The 15,560-nt window shown below is 44.7% G+C and carries 15 protein-coding genes; 8 read left to right on the plus strand and 7 right to left on the minus strand.

The features are described 5' to 3' along the window. Positions 1-71 precede the first annotated feature (71 nt). The 5 genes from EL081_RS08785 to EL081_RS08810 all read left to right on the plus strand — a co-directional run bounded on the left by EL081_RS08785 (position 72) and on the right by EL081_RS08810 (position 4,423). Positions 72-830, plus strand: coding sequence for a threonine/serine exporter family protein (locus EL081_RS08785; RefSeq protein ID WP_126404856.1), 759 nt, complete (start codon positions 72-74; stop codon positions 828-830). Positions 831-834: 4 nt separating this feature from the next. Further along, positions 835-1,302, plus strand: a complete 468-nt coding sequence (locus tag EL081_RS08790) for a threonine/serine exporter family protein (RefSeq protein ID WP_126404857.1) — start codon at positions 835-837, stop codon at positions 1,300-1,302. 106 nt (positions 1,303-1,408) lie between these two features. Continuing rightward, complete coding sequence (locus EL081_RS08795) at positions 1,409-1,639, plus strand: hypothetical protein (RefSeq protein ID WP_126405074.1); 231 nt, start codon at positions 1,409-1,411, stop codon at positions 1,637-1,639. 344 nt (positions 1,640-1,983) lie between these two features. After that, complete coding sequence (locus tag EL081_RS08805) at positions 1,984-3,162, plus strand: hydroxymethylglutaryl-CoA synthase (protein ID WP_126404858.1); 1,179 nt, start codon at positions 1,984-1,986, stop codon at positions 3,160-3,162. Then, the gene (locus tag EL081_RS08810) at positions 3,155-4,423 is read left to right on the plus strand and encodes a hydroxymethylglutaryl-CoA reductase, degradative (RefSeq protein ID WP_126404859.1); all 1,269 of its coding nucleotides are present in this window, start codon (positions 3,155-3,157) and stop codon (positions 4,421-4,423) included. The genes EL081_RS08805 and EL081_RS08810 overlap by 8 nt, the downstream gene beginning before the upstream one ends. A gap of 277 nt (positions 4,424-4,700) precedes the next feature. On the opposite strand, the gene fni is transcribed toward EL081_RS08810, so the two are convergent. The 7 genes from fni to EL081_RS08845 all read right to left on the minus strand — a co-directional run bounded on the left by fni (position 4,701) and on the right by EL081_RS08845 (position 11,750). Continuing rightward, positions 4,701-5,717, minus strand: coding sequence for a type 2 isopentenyl-diphosphate Delta-isomerase (gene fni, locus EL081_RS08815; protein ID WP_126404860.1), 1,017 nt, complete (start codon positions 5,715-5,717; stop codon positions 4,701-4,703). Next, positions 5,695-6,720: a phosphomevalonate kinase gene (locus EL081_RS08820; RefSeq protein WP_126404861.1), complete on the minus strand. Its 1,026-nt coding sequence runs from the start codon at positions 6,718-6,720 to the stop codon at positions 5,695-5,697. The genes fni and EL081_RS08820 overlap by 23 nt, the downstream gene beginning before the upstream one ends. Beyond that, complete coding sequence (gene mvaD, locus EL081_RS08825; RefSeq protein ID WP_126404862.1) at positions 6,710-7,660, minus strand: diphosphomevalonate decarboxylase; 951 nt, start codon at positions 7,658-7,660, stop codon at positions 6,710-6,712. Before mvaD ends, EL081_RS08820 begins: the two co-directional genes overlap by 11 nt. Beyond that, positions 7,642-8,520, minus strand: coding sequence for a mevalonate kinase (gene mvk / locus EL081_RS08830; RefSeq protein WP_126404863.1), 879 nt, complete (start codon positions 8,518-8,520; stop codon positions 7,642-7,644). Before mvk ends, mvaD begins: the two co-directional genes overlap by 19 nt. Positions 8,521-8,640: 120 nt before the next feature. Then, positions 8,641-9,594, minus strand: a complete 954-nt coding sequence (locus EL081_RS08835; RefSeq protein ID WP_126404864.1) for a serine hydrolase domain-containing protein — start codon at positions 9,592-9,594, stop codon at positions 8,641-8,643. Between the two features lie 35 nt (positions 9,595-9,629). Then, positions 9,630-10,364: a CppA N-terminal domain-containing protein gene (locus EL081_RS08840; RefSeq protein WP_126404865.1), complete on the minus strand. Its 735-nt coding sequence runs from the start codon at positions 10,362-10,364 to the stop codon at positions 9,630-9,632. 105 nt (positions 10,365-10,469) lie between these two features. Beyond that, the gene (locus EL081_RS08845) at positions 10,470-11,750 is read right to left on the minus strand and encodes a DUF308 domain-containing protein (protein WP_126404866.1); all 1,281 of its coding nucleotides are present in this window, start codon (positions 11,748-11,750) and stop codon (positions 10,470-10,472) included. 101 nt (positions 11,751-11,851) lie between these two features. On the opposite strand from EL081_RS08845, the gene EL081_RS08850 reads away from it, so the two are divergent. The 3 genes from EL081_RS08850 (at position 11,852) to EL081_RS08860 (ending at position 15,440) form a co-directional block, all read left to right on the plus strand. Continuing rightward, a complete protein-coding gene (locus EL081_RS08850) occupies positions 11,852-14,131 on the plus strand; it encodes a Xaa-Pro dipeptidyl-peptidase (RefSeq protein ID WP_126404867.1) in 2,280 nt (759 codons plus the stop codon). A gap of 111 nt (positions 14,132-14,242) precedes the next feature. Continuing rightward, positions 14,243-14,758 (plus strand): DUF536 domain-containing protein, encoded by a 516-nt coding sequence (locus tag EL081_RS08855; RefSeq protein WP_006595552.1) that lies wholly within the window; start codon positions 14,243-14,245, stop codon positions 14,756-14,758. 88 nt (positions 14,759-14,846) lie between these two features. After that, complete coding sequence (locus EL081_RS08860) at positions 14,847-15,440, plus strand: 3'-5' exonuclease (protein WP_126404868.1); 594 nt, start codon at positions 14,847-14,849, stop codon at positions 15,438-15,440. Positions 15,441-15,560 lie beyond the last annotated feature (120 nt).

Here is a 15,560-nt window from a genome sequence, read left to right on the forward strand (position 1 = left end):
TGGTAACACTAGTACAAATCAGTGAAATTTTGATATAATGGAGACAATCTATTAACAGAACAGGAAGAACAATGGAAGCGTCTAAAGATATGGACCGCGTGATTGACGTCCTCATGTTGGCAGGAACCCTCCTTTTAGAGAGCGGTTCTGAAATCCATCGGGTGGAGGATACCATGATCCGGATTGCTCATTCTCAAGGAATCGATGATTGCAATGCCTTAGCGATGCCAGTCGCTATTTTCTTTTCAATCGAAAATGCCAATATCACGCGGATGAAACGGATCCTGCGAACCAATTACAATATCGAGAAGGTCTGTGATGTCAACCAGATTTCTCGCCAATTAGTCTCTGGGTATATCAATCTCGAAGAAGCCTATCAAGCTTTGATCCAATTAAAACAAAAGGCAGTCCCTTATACCAATCTGCAGTTAACCATCGCGGCAACTCTTAGTGCCCCTTTTTTCTCCATCATGTTTGGCGGGAACTTTTATGATGCGATTGGAGCTGGTATTGCGACCGTCTTTGCCTTTGCTTTCTCTCTAGTAGTTGAAAAATACGTTCGCATCCCTTTTGCTACTGCTTTTGCGGCAGCCTTTGTCTTTGGCTTTTTGGCCCATATTTGGTCTCAATATAGTGGTTTTCCTTCCAATACCGATCTTATCATTGCTGGCTGTGTTATGCCCTTTGTTCCTGGTATTGCCATGACCAATGCCGTCAGGGATCTGATGAATAACCACCTCAACTCTGGGATGAGTAAACTCTTTGAGACCCTACTCATTACCCTTGCCCTTGGTGCCGGGACGACCGTCGCTCTTGTCCTTATGAAATAGAATCATGAATCTAATCGAATTTTTAATCCAAGCGGTGGCTAGTTTGATTGCCATCATTACCTTTTTAATCGTCCTCAATGTGCAACGTTCCATGCTCATCCCTGGAGGAGTTCTAGGGATGGCTATTTGGTTGCTCTACTATATCTTGAGAGGACCTACCAATGTTATCATTGCGACTTTTATTGCAGCAATCGTTGGTTCTTGTATCAGTCAAATTTTAAGCATTATCTATAAGACGCCTGTCGTTGTCTTTATGCTAGCTATTCTTGCCCCTTTAGTTCCTGGATACATTTCCTATCGGACCACTTCCTTCTTTGTCAGTGGCCAATATCAACAAGCAGTGACCAGCGTAACCTTGGTTGTTATTCTGGCCTTGGTCATCTCCATCGGGATGGCTAGCGGGTCTGTCGTCTTGAAACTCTACCATTCTTACCAACGCCATCAAAAAAGAAAAATGACCAATGCCAACTAGCATTGGTTTTCTAATTTTTATCTATGTAATCGCTTGCTTTATCGCTTAAAAGGAGTACAATAATAGTGGAAAAACAAATTCTTTAAAGGATTCGAGGTGTTGCATGATGGTACACAAGTATGTCAAGTATCTTCCTTGGGTGATTCTAGGAGCCCTCCCCTCCTATCAATCAGCGACTTACTATGCCCGTAATTCATTCGACTTGTTCTATCTGACCTTGAACTTTCTGATTGTGTACATCGCTTTAATCGTCTTCTACGAAAAAGTTCTAAGAGACAAATGCAAAGAACTCTTCATACGAATCATGAGCAATCCTAAAAAAGATAAGCAAGGATAAGAGTTGAAGAGAGTGGGACAGAAATCGGTCATTCGTTAGAATTCGATTTCGTCGTCCCACCTCCGCACAGTTGAGTAGGGCTGTAAAAGCTGATGAAATCAGCGTAGTAGAGCCCACTCAACCACTGCGTCTTTCTCGACAATCCAAAGACAATTGAGAGGCTAGGACTTTTGTCCCAGCCTTTTTTGTTTTTCGTCCTCTTTTTTTCAAACAATCCCCTTGACCACCTCGGTCCTAAGAATGATTTCCATACGGATCTGGCTTTTTCAAGGGAGTTTTGCTCTCAAATATGGTAAAATAGTAACGAAATATACTAGTAGATATCAAATTAAAAGAGGTTATTTATGACAATCGGTATTGATAAGATTGGATTTGCGACCAGCCAGTATGTCTTGCGCTTAAGTGAGCTAGCGGCTGCTCGAAATACAGATCCAGAAAAACTCAGTAAAGGGCTCCTATTGAAAGAACTGAGTATTGCCCCTATTACAGAGGATATCGTCACACTTGGAGCAAGTGCCAGCCATAGTATTTTAACCGAAGAAGAAAAAGAAGAAATCGATATGGTCATCCTGGCAACCGAATCAGGAATTGACCAGAGTAAGGCTGCTGCTGTTTTCGTTCACGGTCTTCTAGGAATCCAACCCTTTGCCCGTAGCTTTGAAATGAAGGAAGCTTGCTATGCTGCAACGGCCGCTTTGGACTATGCTAAACTTCATGTTGAAAAATCCCCACAGAGCAAGGTCTTAGTTATTGCCAGCGATATTGCAAAATATGGGATCGACACCCCTGGCGAGCCGACTCAAGGAGCTGGATCTGTCGCTATGCTGGTGACGCAGAACCCCCGTATTCTAGCATTCAACGATGATAATGTAGCTCAGACCCGTGATGTCATGGATTTCTGGCGTCCCAACTACTCAAGCACACCCTTTGTCAATGGGATCTATTCAACTCAACAGTACTTGGATTGCTTGAAAACAACTTGGACAGAGTATCAAAAACGGACTGGTCTGACATTGAATGATTTTGATGCGGTCTGCTTCCACCTACCTTATCCCAAGCTTGCTCTTAAGGGCTTAAAAAAGATTCTTGATAAGAGTCTTTCTCCTGAGAAACAAGCCCAATTGCAATACAATTTTGAACAGTCCATTCTCTACAGCCAAAAGGTTGGGAATATCTATACGGGTTCCCTCTTCCTAGGTTTGCTTTCTCTCCTAGAAAACCAACCTCAACTGGTTGCTGGCGACCGGATCGCCCTCTATGGATATGGAAGTGGTGCGGTAGCGGAGATTTTTAGTGCTCACTTGGTCGAAGGATTTGAGAAAATGCTCCATCCAAACCGTTTAGCAGAATTGGATCAGCGAAAAGCTCTTACGATTGCCGAATATGAGAAAATCTTCTTCGAAGACGCACAATTAGATGCTGAAGGCAATCAAACCTTCCAAGGTTACCAAAATCAAACCTATGCCTTATCAGAAATCAACGAACACCAACGAACCTATGTAAAGGTAGAACACCATGGTTAAATTAACTGGTTTTTCAAAAGCAAGTCCAGCAGAACGTATCGAAAAATTGGCTCAGGCCGGACTCCTTTCAGAAGAAGGACTACAAACAGTAAGGGACAATGACACATTGCCCCTTTCTCTTGCCAATGAAATGGTCGAAAATGTCCTCGGCACCTTAGCCTTACCATTTGGTATAGCTCCTGGCTTCCAGATAGATGGTCAGGAAGTTCAGGTCCCAATGGTGACGGAAGAACCCTCTGTCATTGCTGCTGCTTCTTATGCTGCAGGGTTGATCAAGCGTTCAGGTGGGTTTCAGACCCAGGTGCACAAGCGTCAAATGATTGGGCAAGTGGCTCTCTATGATGTCAGCAATAAAGAAAAGGCCCGTCAGGCGATTACAGAAGCTAAAGAAGAACTGCTCCAACTGGCCAATCAAGCCTATCCTTCCATCGTTAAACGGGGAGGTGGGGCACGAGACCTCTGGACAGAGGTGAAAGGTGACTTTCTCATTTGCTACCTATCCGTTGATCCAAAAGAAGCCATGGGGGCCAATATGCTCAATACTATGCTAGAAGCTCTGGTCGACCCTTTAGAAGACTTAACCGGGGGCCAAGGCTTAATGGCTATTTTGTCCAACCTAGCAACAGATGCCCTCGTCACTGCAAGGTGTAACATAGACTACCGCTTTCTCAGTCGTGATCCCAAGGAAGCTGCCGAAATCGCTCAGAAAATAGCTCTGGCCAGTCAATTAGCGGCTGTTGATCCTTATCGAGCAGCGACTCACAACAAGGGAATTTTCAATGGCATCGATGCTGTCGTCTTAGCAACTGGGAATGACTGGCGGGCGATTGAAGCAGGTGGCCATACCTATGCTAGTCGAACAGGACAAGCTCAAGGACTATCTAACTGGATGGATCATCCAGAACAGCAAGTCCTAGAAGGTCAGCTGACCCTTCCCATGCCTATCGCTACCAAGGGAGGCTCCATCGGACTCAATCCAAGTGTTCAAGTGGCTCATGAACTACTTGGAAATCCCGACGCCCAGACTCTTGCACGGATTATTGTATCCGTTGGCCTAGCTCAAAACTTTGCAGCGCTTAAGGCCTTGGTCAGCACCGGTATTCAACATGGGCATATGAAACTCCAGGCTAAGTCACTCGCCCTACTTGCTGGAGCTAGTCCGTCAGAGGTGGCTCCGTTGGTACAAGCATTGCTAGAAGACAAACCCTTTAACCTGGAAAAGGCCCAAGCTGTTTTAGAGGAAATTCGTCAAAATAACTAAAAAATCCCTCCGTTTACACGGAGGGATTTTTGAATGCAGACAAACTATTATTATTTTACAAAACAGCTGGATGATTTTCAAAAAATGACTTTCATTTTTTAGTCATTTAAGAAGATGAAAAACTTTACGCCGTGAGAAAAGTGCCTGAAACAACTGTGTTTCAGGCACTCGGGAGTTTTGAGACCTTAGGCTCAAAACTAAGTCATGGAACTTCGTAGAAGTTCGCTGACGTCCGTACTCACCTAAGGAAAGTTTCTAAAATTACTTTATTTTCAAGTTAATAATGGATAGAGGGGATTTGTTCATATCCTTCTTTTACACGGCCATAAAGAATATAGGGAACCTTTCTCAAATCGGCAATTGTCTGACAAGAAAGAGCACACATGATCAGGCGTAAATCCTCTTTCCAATCATTGACTTGGGCGATGACCTCGTCAATCGGCTTTGTCTCTACCAGTTCTAAGATGGTCCGAGAAAGACCGACCCCCTTGGCTCCTAAAACAAGCGCCTTGATCATATCCAAGGGATGACGAACGCCACCAGAGGCGAGAACCTCGACCTGATCTATCAGTGGTTGAGCCCCAAGTAGGGCTTGAACCGTTGTTTGTCCCCAGTCATTGAGATAGGAACGATTGCCTCCCCGACGGTTTTCGATATAGGCAAAACTGGTCCCGCCTCTACCAGAAATATCAACTGTCCTGACACCTAGTTCCATGGCTCTTTGGATAGTTCCGGCATCCATACCAAAACCGACCTCTTTTAGCACCAAGGGCACTGGTAGTTGCTTTGCATAATCTGCTAAATGCTCTTGCCAATTTCTAAAACTTCGTTCCCCTTCGGGCATGAGAAGCTCCTGCATGAGGTTGACATGGAGTTGGAGAAAAAGAGGCTGGGTCTCCTCAATCGTCTGTAAGCCCAATTCAAGCGGTTTGTCAATCCCGATATTGGTCGCAAAGAGTAGGTCCGGATGAAGGCCCTTGACTCGATAGGAGCTATCCTGAGGATCCCTCAAAGCTGCACTATAAGAACCTGTCACAAAGAGAATACCACAGGCTTCTGCCACCTGGGCCAACTTCCGATTGATTTCTCCCCCCTTGGCACTGCCACCTGTCATGGCATTGATATAAAAAGGGTAGTCCCAATCACGACCCGCAAAATGAGTCGTCAAGTCCACCTCATCTAAATCGATAGTTGGTAAAGAGGAATGAATCAACTCAACCTCATCAAAGCTATTGTAACCCGGAGTTTGTTCCAAGGCCAAGCGAATATGTTCATCCTTTCGGTTGGTCGTCATACTCTCCCATCCTTTCTGAATATAATAAATCAATCCCTGCTTCTTGCCAGCGTCTGACGATTTCTTGGGCAGCAGCCTCCTCAAATGCGAGGGCGATTCCACAATCTCCTCCTCCAGCGCCACTGGATTTTGCAATGACTTTTAACCCCTCTTCTGCCCTCTTTAATTGGGCTAGTTTTTTGGTATAAATTACCTCATTAAGAGATAGAAGTAAGTCACTAGCCCGACCGATAGAGGACCAGGCTAAGTCCCTATCTGCTTCTTGAAAAGCCACTAAGAGGTCTTGTACAGCCTGCTCAGTACCCTTTAAAAAGACTGGGCCAATAGCCGAACGAACGCGGTTAATCAAGTCCCTTGAAATAGCAGGTTCTTGGGTCCAACCCACTAAAAAAGTATAGGACAACTGAGGGGAAAGAGGCTCAATTTCATATCCCCAATCCAGGGCTAAGACCTGGTCCAGATCCTGATCTTGTAATTGCTCAGCCAACGCCCGTCTGTCAAAAGAGCGGTAGCTAACCAAGCCTTCATAGGCAATACAAGCTAGGTCTCCCATTGACCCATTGTCACCACGCTGAATCAAGACCAAACAGGCCAAACGAAAGAGCAAGTCTGCAGGCAGGGGGAAATCATAAAGAGCTGCCATGGCTTTGAGGGTCAACAAGACCACACTGCCACTAGAGCCAATTCCGAATTTCTTACCCTCTCGCTCAAATTTCCCCCCAATACGTAAATCAAAGGGAGAAATCGCTACTCCTTGTGACTGGAGGTAGGCGTTCATCAGATGCACGGTTTCTTGGATCAATGCATAGTCCGTATTCGGAGTCAAATCAACCGCAAAGGGAAACATGTCCGACTGAATCCGATAAGTAGATGCTGGTTGGGTTTCTGCCTGCATGTAAATAGGGATAAACTGAATGATGGCTGTTTGTCCAGGAGTTAAGATAGAATATTCCCCAGCGACATACAGCTTCCCACCTGCACGAACTTCTTTCTTAATCTTCATGGGATAAATCCTTGGTCTTGGAGACAATGATACGGTAGTCTTGTTCAAAAAGTGGAACCAATTGGTCCAGATCCTCTTCTAGACAGAGAACCTTCACATTCGGACCTGCATCCATGGTGAAGTAGCAACGTTTCCCTTCTTCACGAAGAGAACGCACGAACTCCATGGCCTCATAGCTCTTATCCGTCAAATAGGAGAAGGCTGGACTTGCAGTTTTGGTTGTAGAATGCATGAGAAGAGCATTCCGTTCGGTCAATTCCCCTACTTTTTCAAAGTCATTGTCCTTCAGGTAACCCAGCATATCCCGGTAATCCCGTGCTGACTGGCGGATCCATTCTTGGAAATTGGTAGAGGTTTCCGTGCACCGTTTCATCCCTTCCCGACTAGAAAGAATTTTTTGTTGGTCGTTTAACACCAGCATAATCATAGCCAGTTTGAGGTCCGTTTCCACTTGGTAGATTTCCCCAGTATCCTTGTCCCAAGCAGCTAAGGGGCCAAAGAAAGAACGAGAGGACGAACCGGAGGCAAACTTAGCCGCTTGAGCTTGTTCTGCCTGCGTCATCCCCAGTTGGTAATAGCGATTGCAAGCTTTTACCAAGGCAGATAAACCACTGGAACTAGAAGAAAGCCCTGCAGCTGTCGGCATGTTGTTGCTGGTATCAACCCGCACAAAGCCAGTCTCCCCTTCTGGTTTAAAGCGGTCGATGACTGCTCCTATCTTGGCCTGCTCCGCTTCATTTTGGAAGACCCCATCAATATAGAAAGCATGGGCCTTGGCCTCAGGCCCCAAAGGACTAAGTCGAGTCTCCGTATACATATTTTCCAAGGTCAAGGAAATGGAACTAGTTGATGGCACCATTGCTTCACTGTTTTCCTTGCCCCAATACTTAATAATGGCGATATTGGCATACGATTTCACGCTTACAGGCTTTCGATCCATAACTCCTCCACTCCTTTATTTCTTAGTTCTTTTGCGATCATCTCTGCTTGTTCCTGGTCTGCAGCAAGGGCAATGATACAGCCACCGAGCCCGCCACCGCTCATCTTGGCTCCCAAGGCTCCACTCGCTAAGGCTAGTTCCACCAATTGATCCGCTTCTGGACAACTCACTCCCACTGCCTGCAAATGATGATGGCAGTCTGTCAAGATACGTCCCAAGCTGAGAGCATCTTTTTGAGCAAGAGCTTTTTCTGCCTGCTCGGTGAGGAGGCCGATTTCATGGAAACTAGCGAGGGCTGCTGTTCCCAACTCCTTGACCTTCTGAATGGCTTCTTTGGTATGGCCATGGATACCTGTATCTGCAATGACCAGCTTGGCACCCAAATCAACCTCTAATTCACTAAAGCCGACATTTCGAATGAACTTAATCGGCTGATCACTGAGGCAGGTCTTGGCATCCAGCCCACTTGGATTCATATGGGCAATCATTTCTGCTCGATTAACTAAGATTTCCAAGGTTTCTTGACTCAAATCTCGCTTGAAGTAATCAAAAACTGCTCGAATTGCCGCAATACTGACAGCAGCCGAGGACCCCATCCCCCGCTGGGACGGAATCATGGAGTCAATCCGGCAAGCGATAGCCGCCTCCTCAATCCCTAAATGCTCTAAAGAAGCATAAACGGCCATAGATAAGCTATCATTCTCAAAAAGGACCCACGGACGCTCCGCAGGTACAATCTGACAAGTGACCTGAATGTGAAGGAGGGGCAAGGCAATGGCTGGATAGCCATAAACAACCGCATGCTCTCCTATTAAAATAATCTTGCTATGTGCTTGTCCGACACCTATCGATCTAGTCATACGTCTCTCATTTATCTTCATTCTTTTATGCTCTAGATTGCTTGATACAATCTTCTCTCCTTCCATTTTAATATAAAAAAAGAAAAAAAGCGATGGCTAAACCACGCTTCTTTCTCCGTCTTAGGAAGGATTTTTACTGATCCCTTCCATTTCTCTTTTGATGAGCTCCATGAGTTGATTCCGATCCAGGATCCATTGGGCCCGCTCATCTTTTTCATAGGTCCGATTGGATAGGAAAATAGCTGCCAATTGGAGCTTGCGATTATAGAGAAGGAAGGTCCCCGTATAGCCTGTATGGTCCAACCAGTCTCCTTCCAGGTTCCAGGACAGAGAGCGCGTCTTCCCTTCTTCTAGGGCATAGTTCTGCGATAAAATCTCTGCAAAAGGATCCTGTAAGTAATGCTCCAGGAAAATTTCCATATCTTTAATGGTTGAAAACAAACCTGCACTTCCGGCATGGACCCCCAGCACACGCGCTTTCGGATCATGGACGACGCCACCTTGTACTCCACGAAGGGTTGGCACCGCTTGAGAAACCGGGCCAAAAGTAGTCTCCTTCATTTGCCAAGGTGTAAAAACTTGCTCCTGAAAAATCTGGTCTAAATCCTGACCAAACCACTTCTCCAGAAGAAAGCCCAACAAAAGAAAATTGACATCTGTATAGTGGAACTGGCGATTGTCCTTGAGCTTCAAACGGTGCAAGGCTTCTTTTAATCCTTTAGCATCCAAGTCATCTCGTCCAGGGATGAAAGGATCCAGCCCAGAAGTATGGGTCAAGAGCTGACGGATGGTCACCTCTGTTTGCTCCATATCCGAATAGTAAGAAGCTAAGGGACGATCGATATCAATTTGCCCTTGTTGGACCAGAAAAGCAAGAACTGTTCCAACTCCGACGACCTTACTCACACTGGCCAAATCATAGGTCAAGCTAGCAATAACTGGCTCTTGCTTGGCTGGATCAGCCAGTCCCAAGTAATACTCCTTCCAGCTTCCCTTCTGATAAAGCGCAAAAGAGGCACCTGGGTAGATGCCTGCTCCTATTTGCTCTTGAATTTTTTGGATGATTTTTTCCATTTTTCTTCACTCATTTCAATTAGCCAAAGACTTGCTTAGGCTTCAAACCACCATTCAATCTTGCTTGGATCTTCAACCAAGACAAATTGTTGCCTTTTTGGTACAAAAGTCACCTGATCTCCAAAGCAAGAGGCTACTTCACTTGCTACAAATGGCTCTAGAATGACCTTGACCTGACAAAGGTCCCAAGTCTGCCCATTTGAAAGTGTGAGGTCTGGACCATCTGATGCATCTAACTCTAAATAATCTTCTAAGCCAGGTAGTTGTTGATAAAAAGCTGTAGAAATCTCTACATTAGGCACACGAAGCACCATCTTTTCTACGAAAAACTCCGTCAAGGTTGTAAACTCTTCATTCGCTTGAAAATCTGGAACTTCCCCGATTTCAACTAAACTGTCCACTTGCTCTTCCGCATGGAGTAAGATACGATCTCCTTCTGGCGAAAGGGCCTCGAAGGCATAACCATTTTTTCCTTTGAAGAGGCGATCAACTTGATGACCACGAGCCAGAAGCCACTCAATTTCTTGAGGATTGGTCACATGAATCTTTAAGCAGGCGAGGCGTTTTGGCCCCTCTACCTTGCGTGTTCTCATACTAGGGGATTCCTCTAAATAGAGACGGTCTGTCTTCGATTGGTCTCCAAGGGATAATAAGGCCCCATCTTCCAACAGGGTTTTCATTCCCAAGACCTTTTCAAAAAATTCTTGATTGACATTTCGATTGTTTGTTTTTAATACAGGTGAAATACTACTAATTTTATTTATGCACATAATTCCTCCAAGCCTTTTATATTTTAAAAGATTTTCTTTTTTTTTACAAGAAATCTTGTGCAAAAAAGACAGATTTCTCAAAATTTAGAATCTATCGTTCTTTTCTTAATATACGGTTCGTGTATGGACCAGGCCATTTGGAGCTTCAAATTCGTACTCTAAATAATCCTGATAGGTCCCTGGTGCAATCACTCCCCGCACATCTAATACAGCCGTTCCCGCCTGTCCCACGATCGAATCTGCTAACAGGCAACAATTAGTAGACAGAATAAAATAAGATTTAAAACGCGAAGAAGTAAATTTATATAGTTCAGCTCCTAAATCATACTTCAATTTGTAAGCATAGGTCGTCTGACCGTCTTCCTGTAACCTACTAGGTGGATCCCAAGGTTCTAACAATTGATCAATTTCATCTAGACGTTTCTCCACTGCCTGACTCTCTTCTTCCGTAAGGGATAGACTGTAGCCAAACAGAGTCTTGTGACTCTCTCTTTTACATAGTTCGATGTATGGTTCCTTATCCACTTTAAAAAGTACGCCATCCCCAATCGTCCCAAACAGACGCTCTGAAAAAGGATCGTAACTTCCGTAAGAAATGACCTTCCCCTGATAACAAATATCTACATGCCCAATCGCTCCAAATAGGTTGCTATCAGAAGTATGAACCAAAATTTCTAATTCCCTTGCCTCTTCTTCCGTTTTCACCAACCGATATGGGCCACCTTGACCCGTCGATCTCCCTTTTTGAAGAAACTGGTTAAAGCGTTTTAACTCCTCAGCTGGGATAAAGGCTGCAAAGATAACAGGTAGGCTAATACGAAAGCGACGTTTCAACTCCTGGCCTTGTTGGTCTTTGTCAAATAAAATACCATCTCGAATATTAGAAATCCCCAACAAGACCAGATAAGTCCCCAAGAGGATAAATTGAAAGTGCCCATCTGAACCAGGTTCCAAGACGCTTGCTAGACCAATCGCCCCGTTCAAAAGAGCATCCCATAAATAGATCCAGCCTCCTTTTACCCGATTGGCCTTGTAAAGCCAAAATGTAATGGCATAGACCAGAGCTGTTCCCAACTGGTAAGCTCCTAAACAAATCACCACCAAATCAACGGGTAAATTGGTCAATCGATTCAACCAACTCAAACTAACCGAAAGAAAAATAAACCAAATGGAATGGCTATAGGAAATAGACTTGCGACGCAAGATCAAGCGCAGGAGAAAACTTCCTAGTCCATCGACTAAAAAATAAACAGCTAATAGATCCAAGGAAAACTTGGTGAAGCCAACACCGTTTCGAAAAATGAGAATCCCAAAAATAACAGCAAGAAGCCCAAACAATAAGGTCCGCCTTCTTGCAACTTCTTCAACAGATAATGTTCTCACCATGGCACCCTCCTTCATAGATCAAAGGTCTTTAGACAAATACTATTTTATCAAGTATAATATAAGAAGTAAAGAAACAGTGAAGCTGACAAAAGGAGCATCCTATGAAATACAATCAATATAGTTACTTGGCTCTCGACCAAGCAGACATTCTAAAAGAATTAAAAGAAATCGGTTTTGACCTTCCTCTTCATCTTACAGAAAAAGAACAGTTTGAATGCTTTGTTCGCAAAGTGTTCTTCACTTATAAAAACACAGACTATCCCCTCTCTAACCTTGTGGTGGATTCTAAAACAGATCTCCTAAGTTATTTCCAATCTGACCGCGAATGGTCTCCAAATATTTTCTACACAGTAGCCCTCCAATTGCTCGGTTTCCGCTATTTTATTGACTTTGAAGAAACAGATAACTTCTTAAAAGAAGTCCAATTTCCGATTAAATATGGAAACTTGGTAGAGAATCTCTATCACCTCCTCAACACTCGAACAGTCAAAGGGAATTTACTCATCGAACAGTTGGTCAGTGATGGCTTAATCCCTGAAGACAATCGCTACCACTTTTTCAACGGAAAAAGTCTAGCCACTTTTAACTGCCATGATGTGATCCGCGAGGTGGTCTATGTAGAAAGTCGAATTGATAGCGATCAGGATGGTCTTCCAGATTTGGTCAAGGTCAATATTATTCGCCCTCGCTATGAAGGAAAAATTCCAGCCGTCATGACTGCCAGCCCTTATCACCAAGGAACCAATGACAAGGCCAGTGACAAGGCTCTCTATAATATGAATGTGGACCTGGAGAAAAAAGAAGCAAGAAGCATCCAAGTCAGTCAACCCACGCTCGAAATCGTTGACCCAGTTGGAGAAGCCCAACTGGTCTCTGAGGCTGAAGAAACCCTCACTCATATCAACAGCAGTTATACTCTCAATGACTACCTTCTCGCCCGTGGCTTCGCCAATCTCTACGTCTCCGGTCTAGGGACCAAGGACTCCCAAGGCTTGATGACTAATGGAGATTACCGTCAAATCGAGGCCTATAAAAATGTCATCGACTGGCTCAACGGACGCTGTCGTGCCTTCACAGACCATAGTCGCCAACGCCAAATCAAGGCTGATTGGTCCAACGGCAAGGTTGCTACGACGGGCTTATCCTACCTAGGAACCATGTCCAATGGACTGGCTACCACAGGGGTTGATGGCCTAGAAGTGATCATCGCAGAAGCCGGTATCTCTTCTTGGTACAACTACTACCGCGAAAATGGCCTTGTCACAAGTCCTGGTGGCTATCCTGGAGAGGATTTTGATTCGCTCGCTGAGTTGACCTATTCACGCGCCCTTCGGGCTGGAGACTATCTCCGCCACCATGCAGCCCATGTCGCTGATTTGGAAGAGGTTAAGAAGCAATTGGATCGCAAAACAGGGGACTACAACCAATTCTGGCACAACCGTAACTACCTCCTACAGGCAGACAAAGTCAAGGCTGAAGTCGTCTTCACCCATGGTTCGCAAGACTGGAACGTCAAACCCCTCCATGTCTATAATATGTTCCAGGCTCTTCCAGCAAACATCAGGAAACACCTCTTCTACCACAATGGTGCCCATGTTTACCTCAACAACTGGCAGTCCATTGACTTCCGTGAAAGCATGAACGCCCTACTTTCTAAAAAATTACTGGGCTACGATTCAAGCTATGAATTGCCAACTGTCATCTGGCAGGACAATACAGGAGAGCAAAGCTGGACTAGCTTAGAAGATTTTGGCAACCAAACAGCTCAGCGGACCTTCTCTCTTGGTGACAGTGAAAAAGTTATCCAAAACCGCTATGCGACAGAAGACTATGAGCGCTATGGCAAGGCCTATCCAACCTTCTTAACCGATCTTTACCAAGATAAGGCCCAGCAAGTGACCATCGATCTTCCGATAGAAAAAGACCTACACCTCAACGGAAAAGCTCGCCTTCACCTACGGCTCCAATCTAGCACTGACAAGGGCTTGCTCTCAGCCCAACTGATGGAGCTAGGAAGCAAGAAGTACCTCCAGCCTTATCCAGCCGTCCTATCCGTCCGTACCCTTGATAACGGTCGTTACCATATGCTAGACAACTTGACCGAGTTGCCCTTCAAGGAAGCCGGCCAACGAGTAATTACAAAGGGGTATCTCAACCTTCAAAACCGTCATGATCTTTTACAAGTCGAACCTGTAACCCCAGGGGAATGGATGGAATTCGACTTTGAACTCCAACCAACCATCTACAAGCTGGAAAAAGGGACTACTCTTCGTCTTGTCCTTTATACAACCGATTTCGAGATCACCGTCCGCGACCAGACGGACTACCAACTCACCATTGACCTGGCCAATTCTAGCCTGACCCTTCCTGAAATGGAGTAAGGAATCCAGCCTTTTCTCCAGTCGTCCCTTCCCCTGCTTCATTTGACAGCCTTGCCTACTTATGATAATATCTAAGAGAGTATTTCATAGAAAAAGAGTTTAGAGGATATTATGGCTATCGAAAAAACAGTCAGCGAAATTGCTGAAATTCTAGGAGTTAGTCGCCAAGCGGTCAACAACCGTGTCAAGGCCCTAGATCCTGAAGATACAGAAAAAAATGATAAGGGAGTTACCGTCGTAACCCGTAGTGGCTTGATCAAGCTAGAAGAAATCTACAAAAAGACGATCTTTGAAGACGAGCCCGTCAGTGATGATGTCAAACAACGGGAACTGATGGAGATTCTAGTCGACGAGAAGAATGCTGAAATCGTTCGTCTCTACGAACAACTAAAAGCAAAAGACGACCAGCTAAAATCCAAAGATGAGCAATTATCTAAAAAGGACGAACAGTTGCGTGTCAAAGATGTTCAGATCGCTGAAAAAGACAAACAGCTCGACCAACAACAACAGCTAACCCTTCAGGCAATGAATGACCGCGAAACATTGAAATTAGAATTAGATCAAGCCAATGAAAAGGTTCAAGAACAAGAGAGTAAAGGCTTCTGGAGACGCGTCTTTGGTCGCTAAAAACTGACTTCGGTCAGTTTTTTCTATGCCTTTCCTTCCCCTCAACAATTAGAAAATCCAAAAACACCCATTATATGAAGGAGTTCCCTTGAAAGAATTAAGCCACTATGTCTCCTTTGATTTAGAATTTAATCAATTTGAAGGAAAGTACCACATTATCCAAGTTTCTGCCGTCCGCTTTGCAGATGGCCAAGAAGTTGCCCACTTTGATTCCTATGCCTATACGGATAAACCACTAAAGAGTTTTATCAATGGCCTCACCGGGATCACATCTGATAAAATCCTCCAAGCTCCCCCACTCGAACAAGTCCTAGAAGAGTTTCAAGACTTTGTTGCAGACAGTCCCCTCATTGGATACAATGCCATCAAGAGCGACCTCCCTATCCTAGCAGAAAATGGGCTGGAGTTCACAGACCAGTATGCTGTTGATGTCTTTGAGGAAGCGTCTAAACGCCGGCCTTCTGACCTCCATGGGATCAAAAACTTGCAGCTCCATACAGTTGCTCAGTTTTTAGGTGTGGCTGGAAAATCGCATGATAGTCTAGAAGATGCACGAATGACTGCCCTTGTTTATGAAGCCTTTCTCGAATCAGACCGGGCCCGGCAACTCTTAACAGAACAAGAATCCTTTTCTACCTCTCCTTTTGGTGGATTAGACCTCTCCAATTTTTTTAACGACTAAAAAGAGGCTGGGACAAAAGTCCTAGCCTCTCTATTGTCTTTGGATTATCGAGCAAGACGCAGTGGTTGAGTGAGCTCTACTACGCTGATTTCATCAGCTTTTACAGCCCTACTCAACTGT

The organism is Streptococcus viridans (genome assembly GCF_900636365.1).
GTDB lineage: Bacteria > Bacillota > Bacilli > Lactobacillales > Streptococcaceae > Streptococcus > Streptococcus viridans_A.

Coding starts and splice junctions, on each gene's coding strand:
- EL081_RS08790 (WP_126404857.1), top strand. CDS start 835: ATGAATCTAATCGAATTTTTAATCCAAGCGGTGGCTAGTTTGATTGCC.
- EL081_RS08810 (WP_126404859.1), top strand. CDS start 3,155: ATGGTTAAATTAACTGGTTTTTCAAAAGCAAGTCCAGCAGAACGTATC.
- EL081_RS08820 (WP_126404861.1), bottom strand. CDS start 6,720: ATGAAGATTAAGAAAGAAGTTCGTGCAGGTGGGAAGCTGTATGTCGCT.
- EL081_RS08835 (WP_126404864.1), bottom strand. CDS start 9,594: ATGGAAAAAATCATCCAAAAAATTCAAGAGCAAATAGGAGCAGGCATC.
- EL081_RS08845 (WP_126404866.1), bottom strand. CDS start 11,750: ATGGTGAGAACATTATCTGTTGAAGAAGTTGCAAGAAGGCGGACCTTA.
- EL081_RS08855 (WP_006595552.1), top strand. CDS start 14,243: ATGGCTATCGAAAAAACAGTCAGCGAAATTGCTGAAATTCTAGGAGTT.
- EL081_RS08850 (WP_126404867.1), top strand. CDS start 11,852: ATGAAATACAATCAATATAGTTACTTGGCTCTCGACCAAGCAGACATT.
- EL081_RS08840 (WP_126404865.1), bottom strand. CDS start 10,364: ATGTGCATAAATAAAATTAGTAGTATTTCACCTGTATTAAAAACAAAC.
- EL081_RS08795 (WP_126405074.1), top strand. CDS start 1,409: ATGGTACACAAGTATGTCAAGTATCTTCCTTGGGTGATTCTAGGAGCC.
- fni (WP_126404860.1), bottom strand. CDS start 5,717: ATGACGACCAACCGAAAGGATGAACATATTCGCTTGGCCTTGGAACAA.
- EL081_RS08805 (WP_126404858.1), top strand. CDS start 1,984: ATGACAATCGGTATTGATAAGATTGGATTTGCGACCAGCCAGTATGTC.
- mvaD (WP_126404862.1), bottom strand. CDS start 7,660: ATGGATCGAAAGCCTGTAAGCGTGAAATCGTATGCCAATATCGCCATT.
- mvk (WP_126404863.1), bottom strand. CDS start 8,520: ATGACTAGATCGATAGGTGTCGGACAAGCACATAGCAAGATTATTTTA.
- EL081_RS08785 (WP_126404856.1), top strand. CDS start 72: ATGGAAGCGTCTAAAGATATGGACCGCGTGATTGACGTCCTCATGTTG.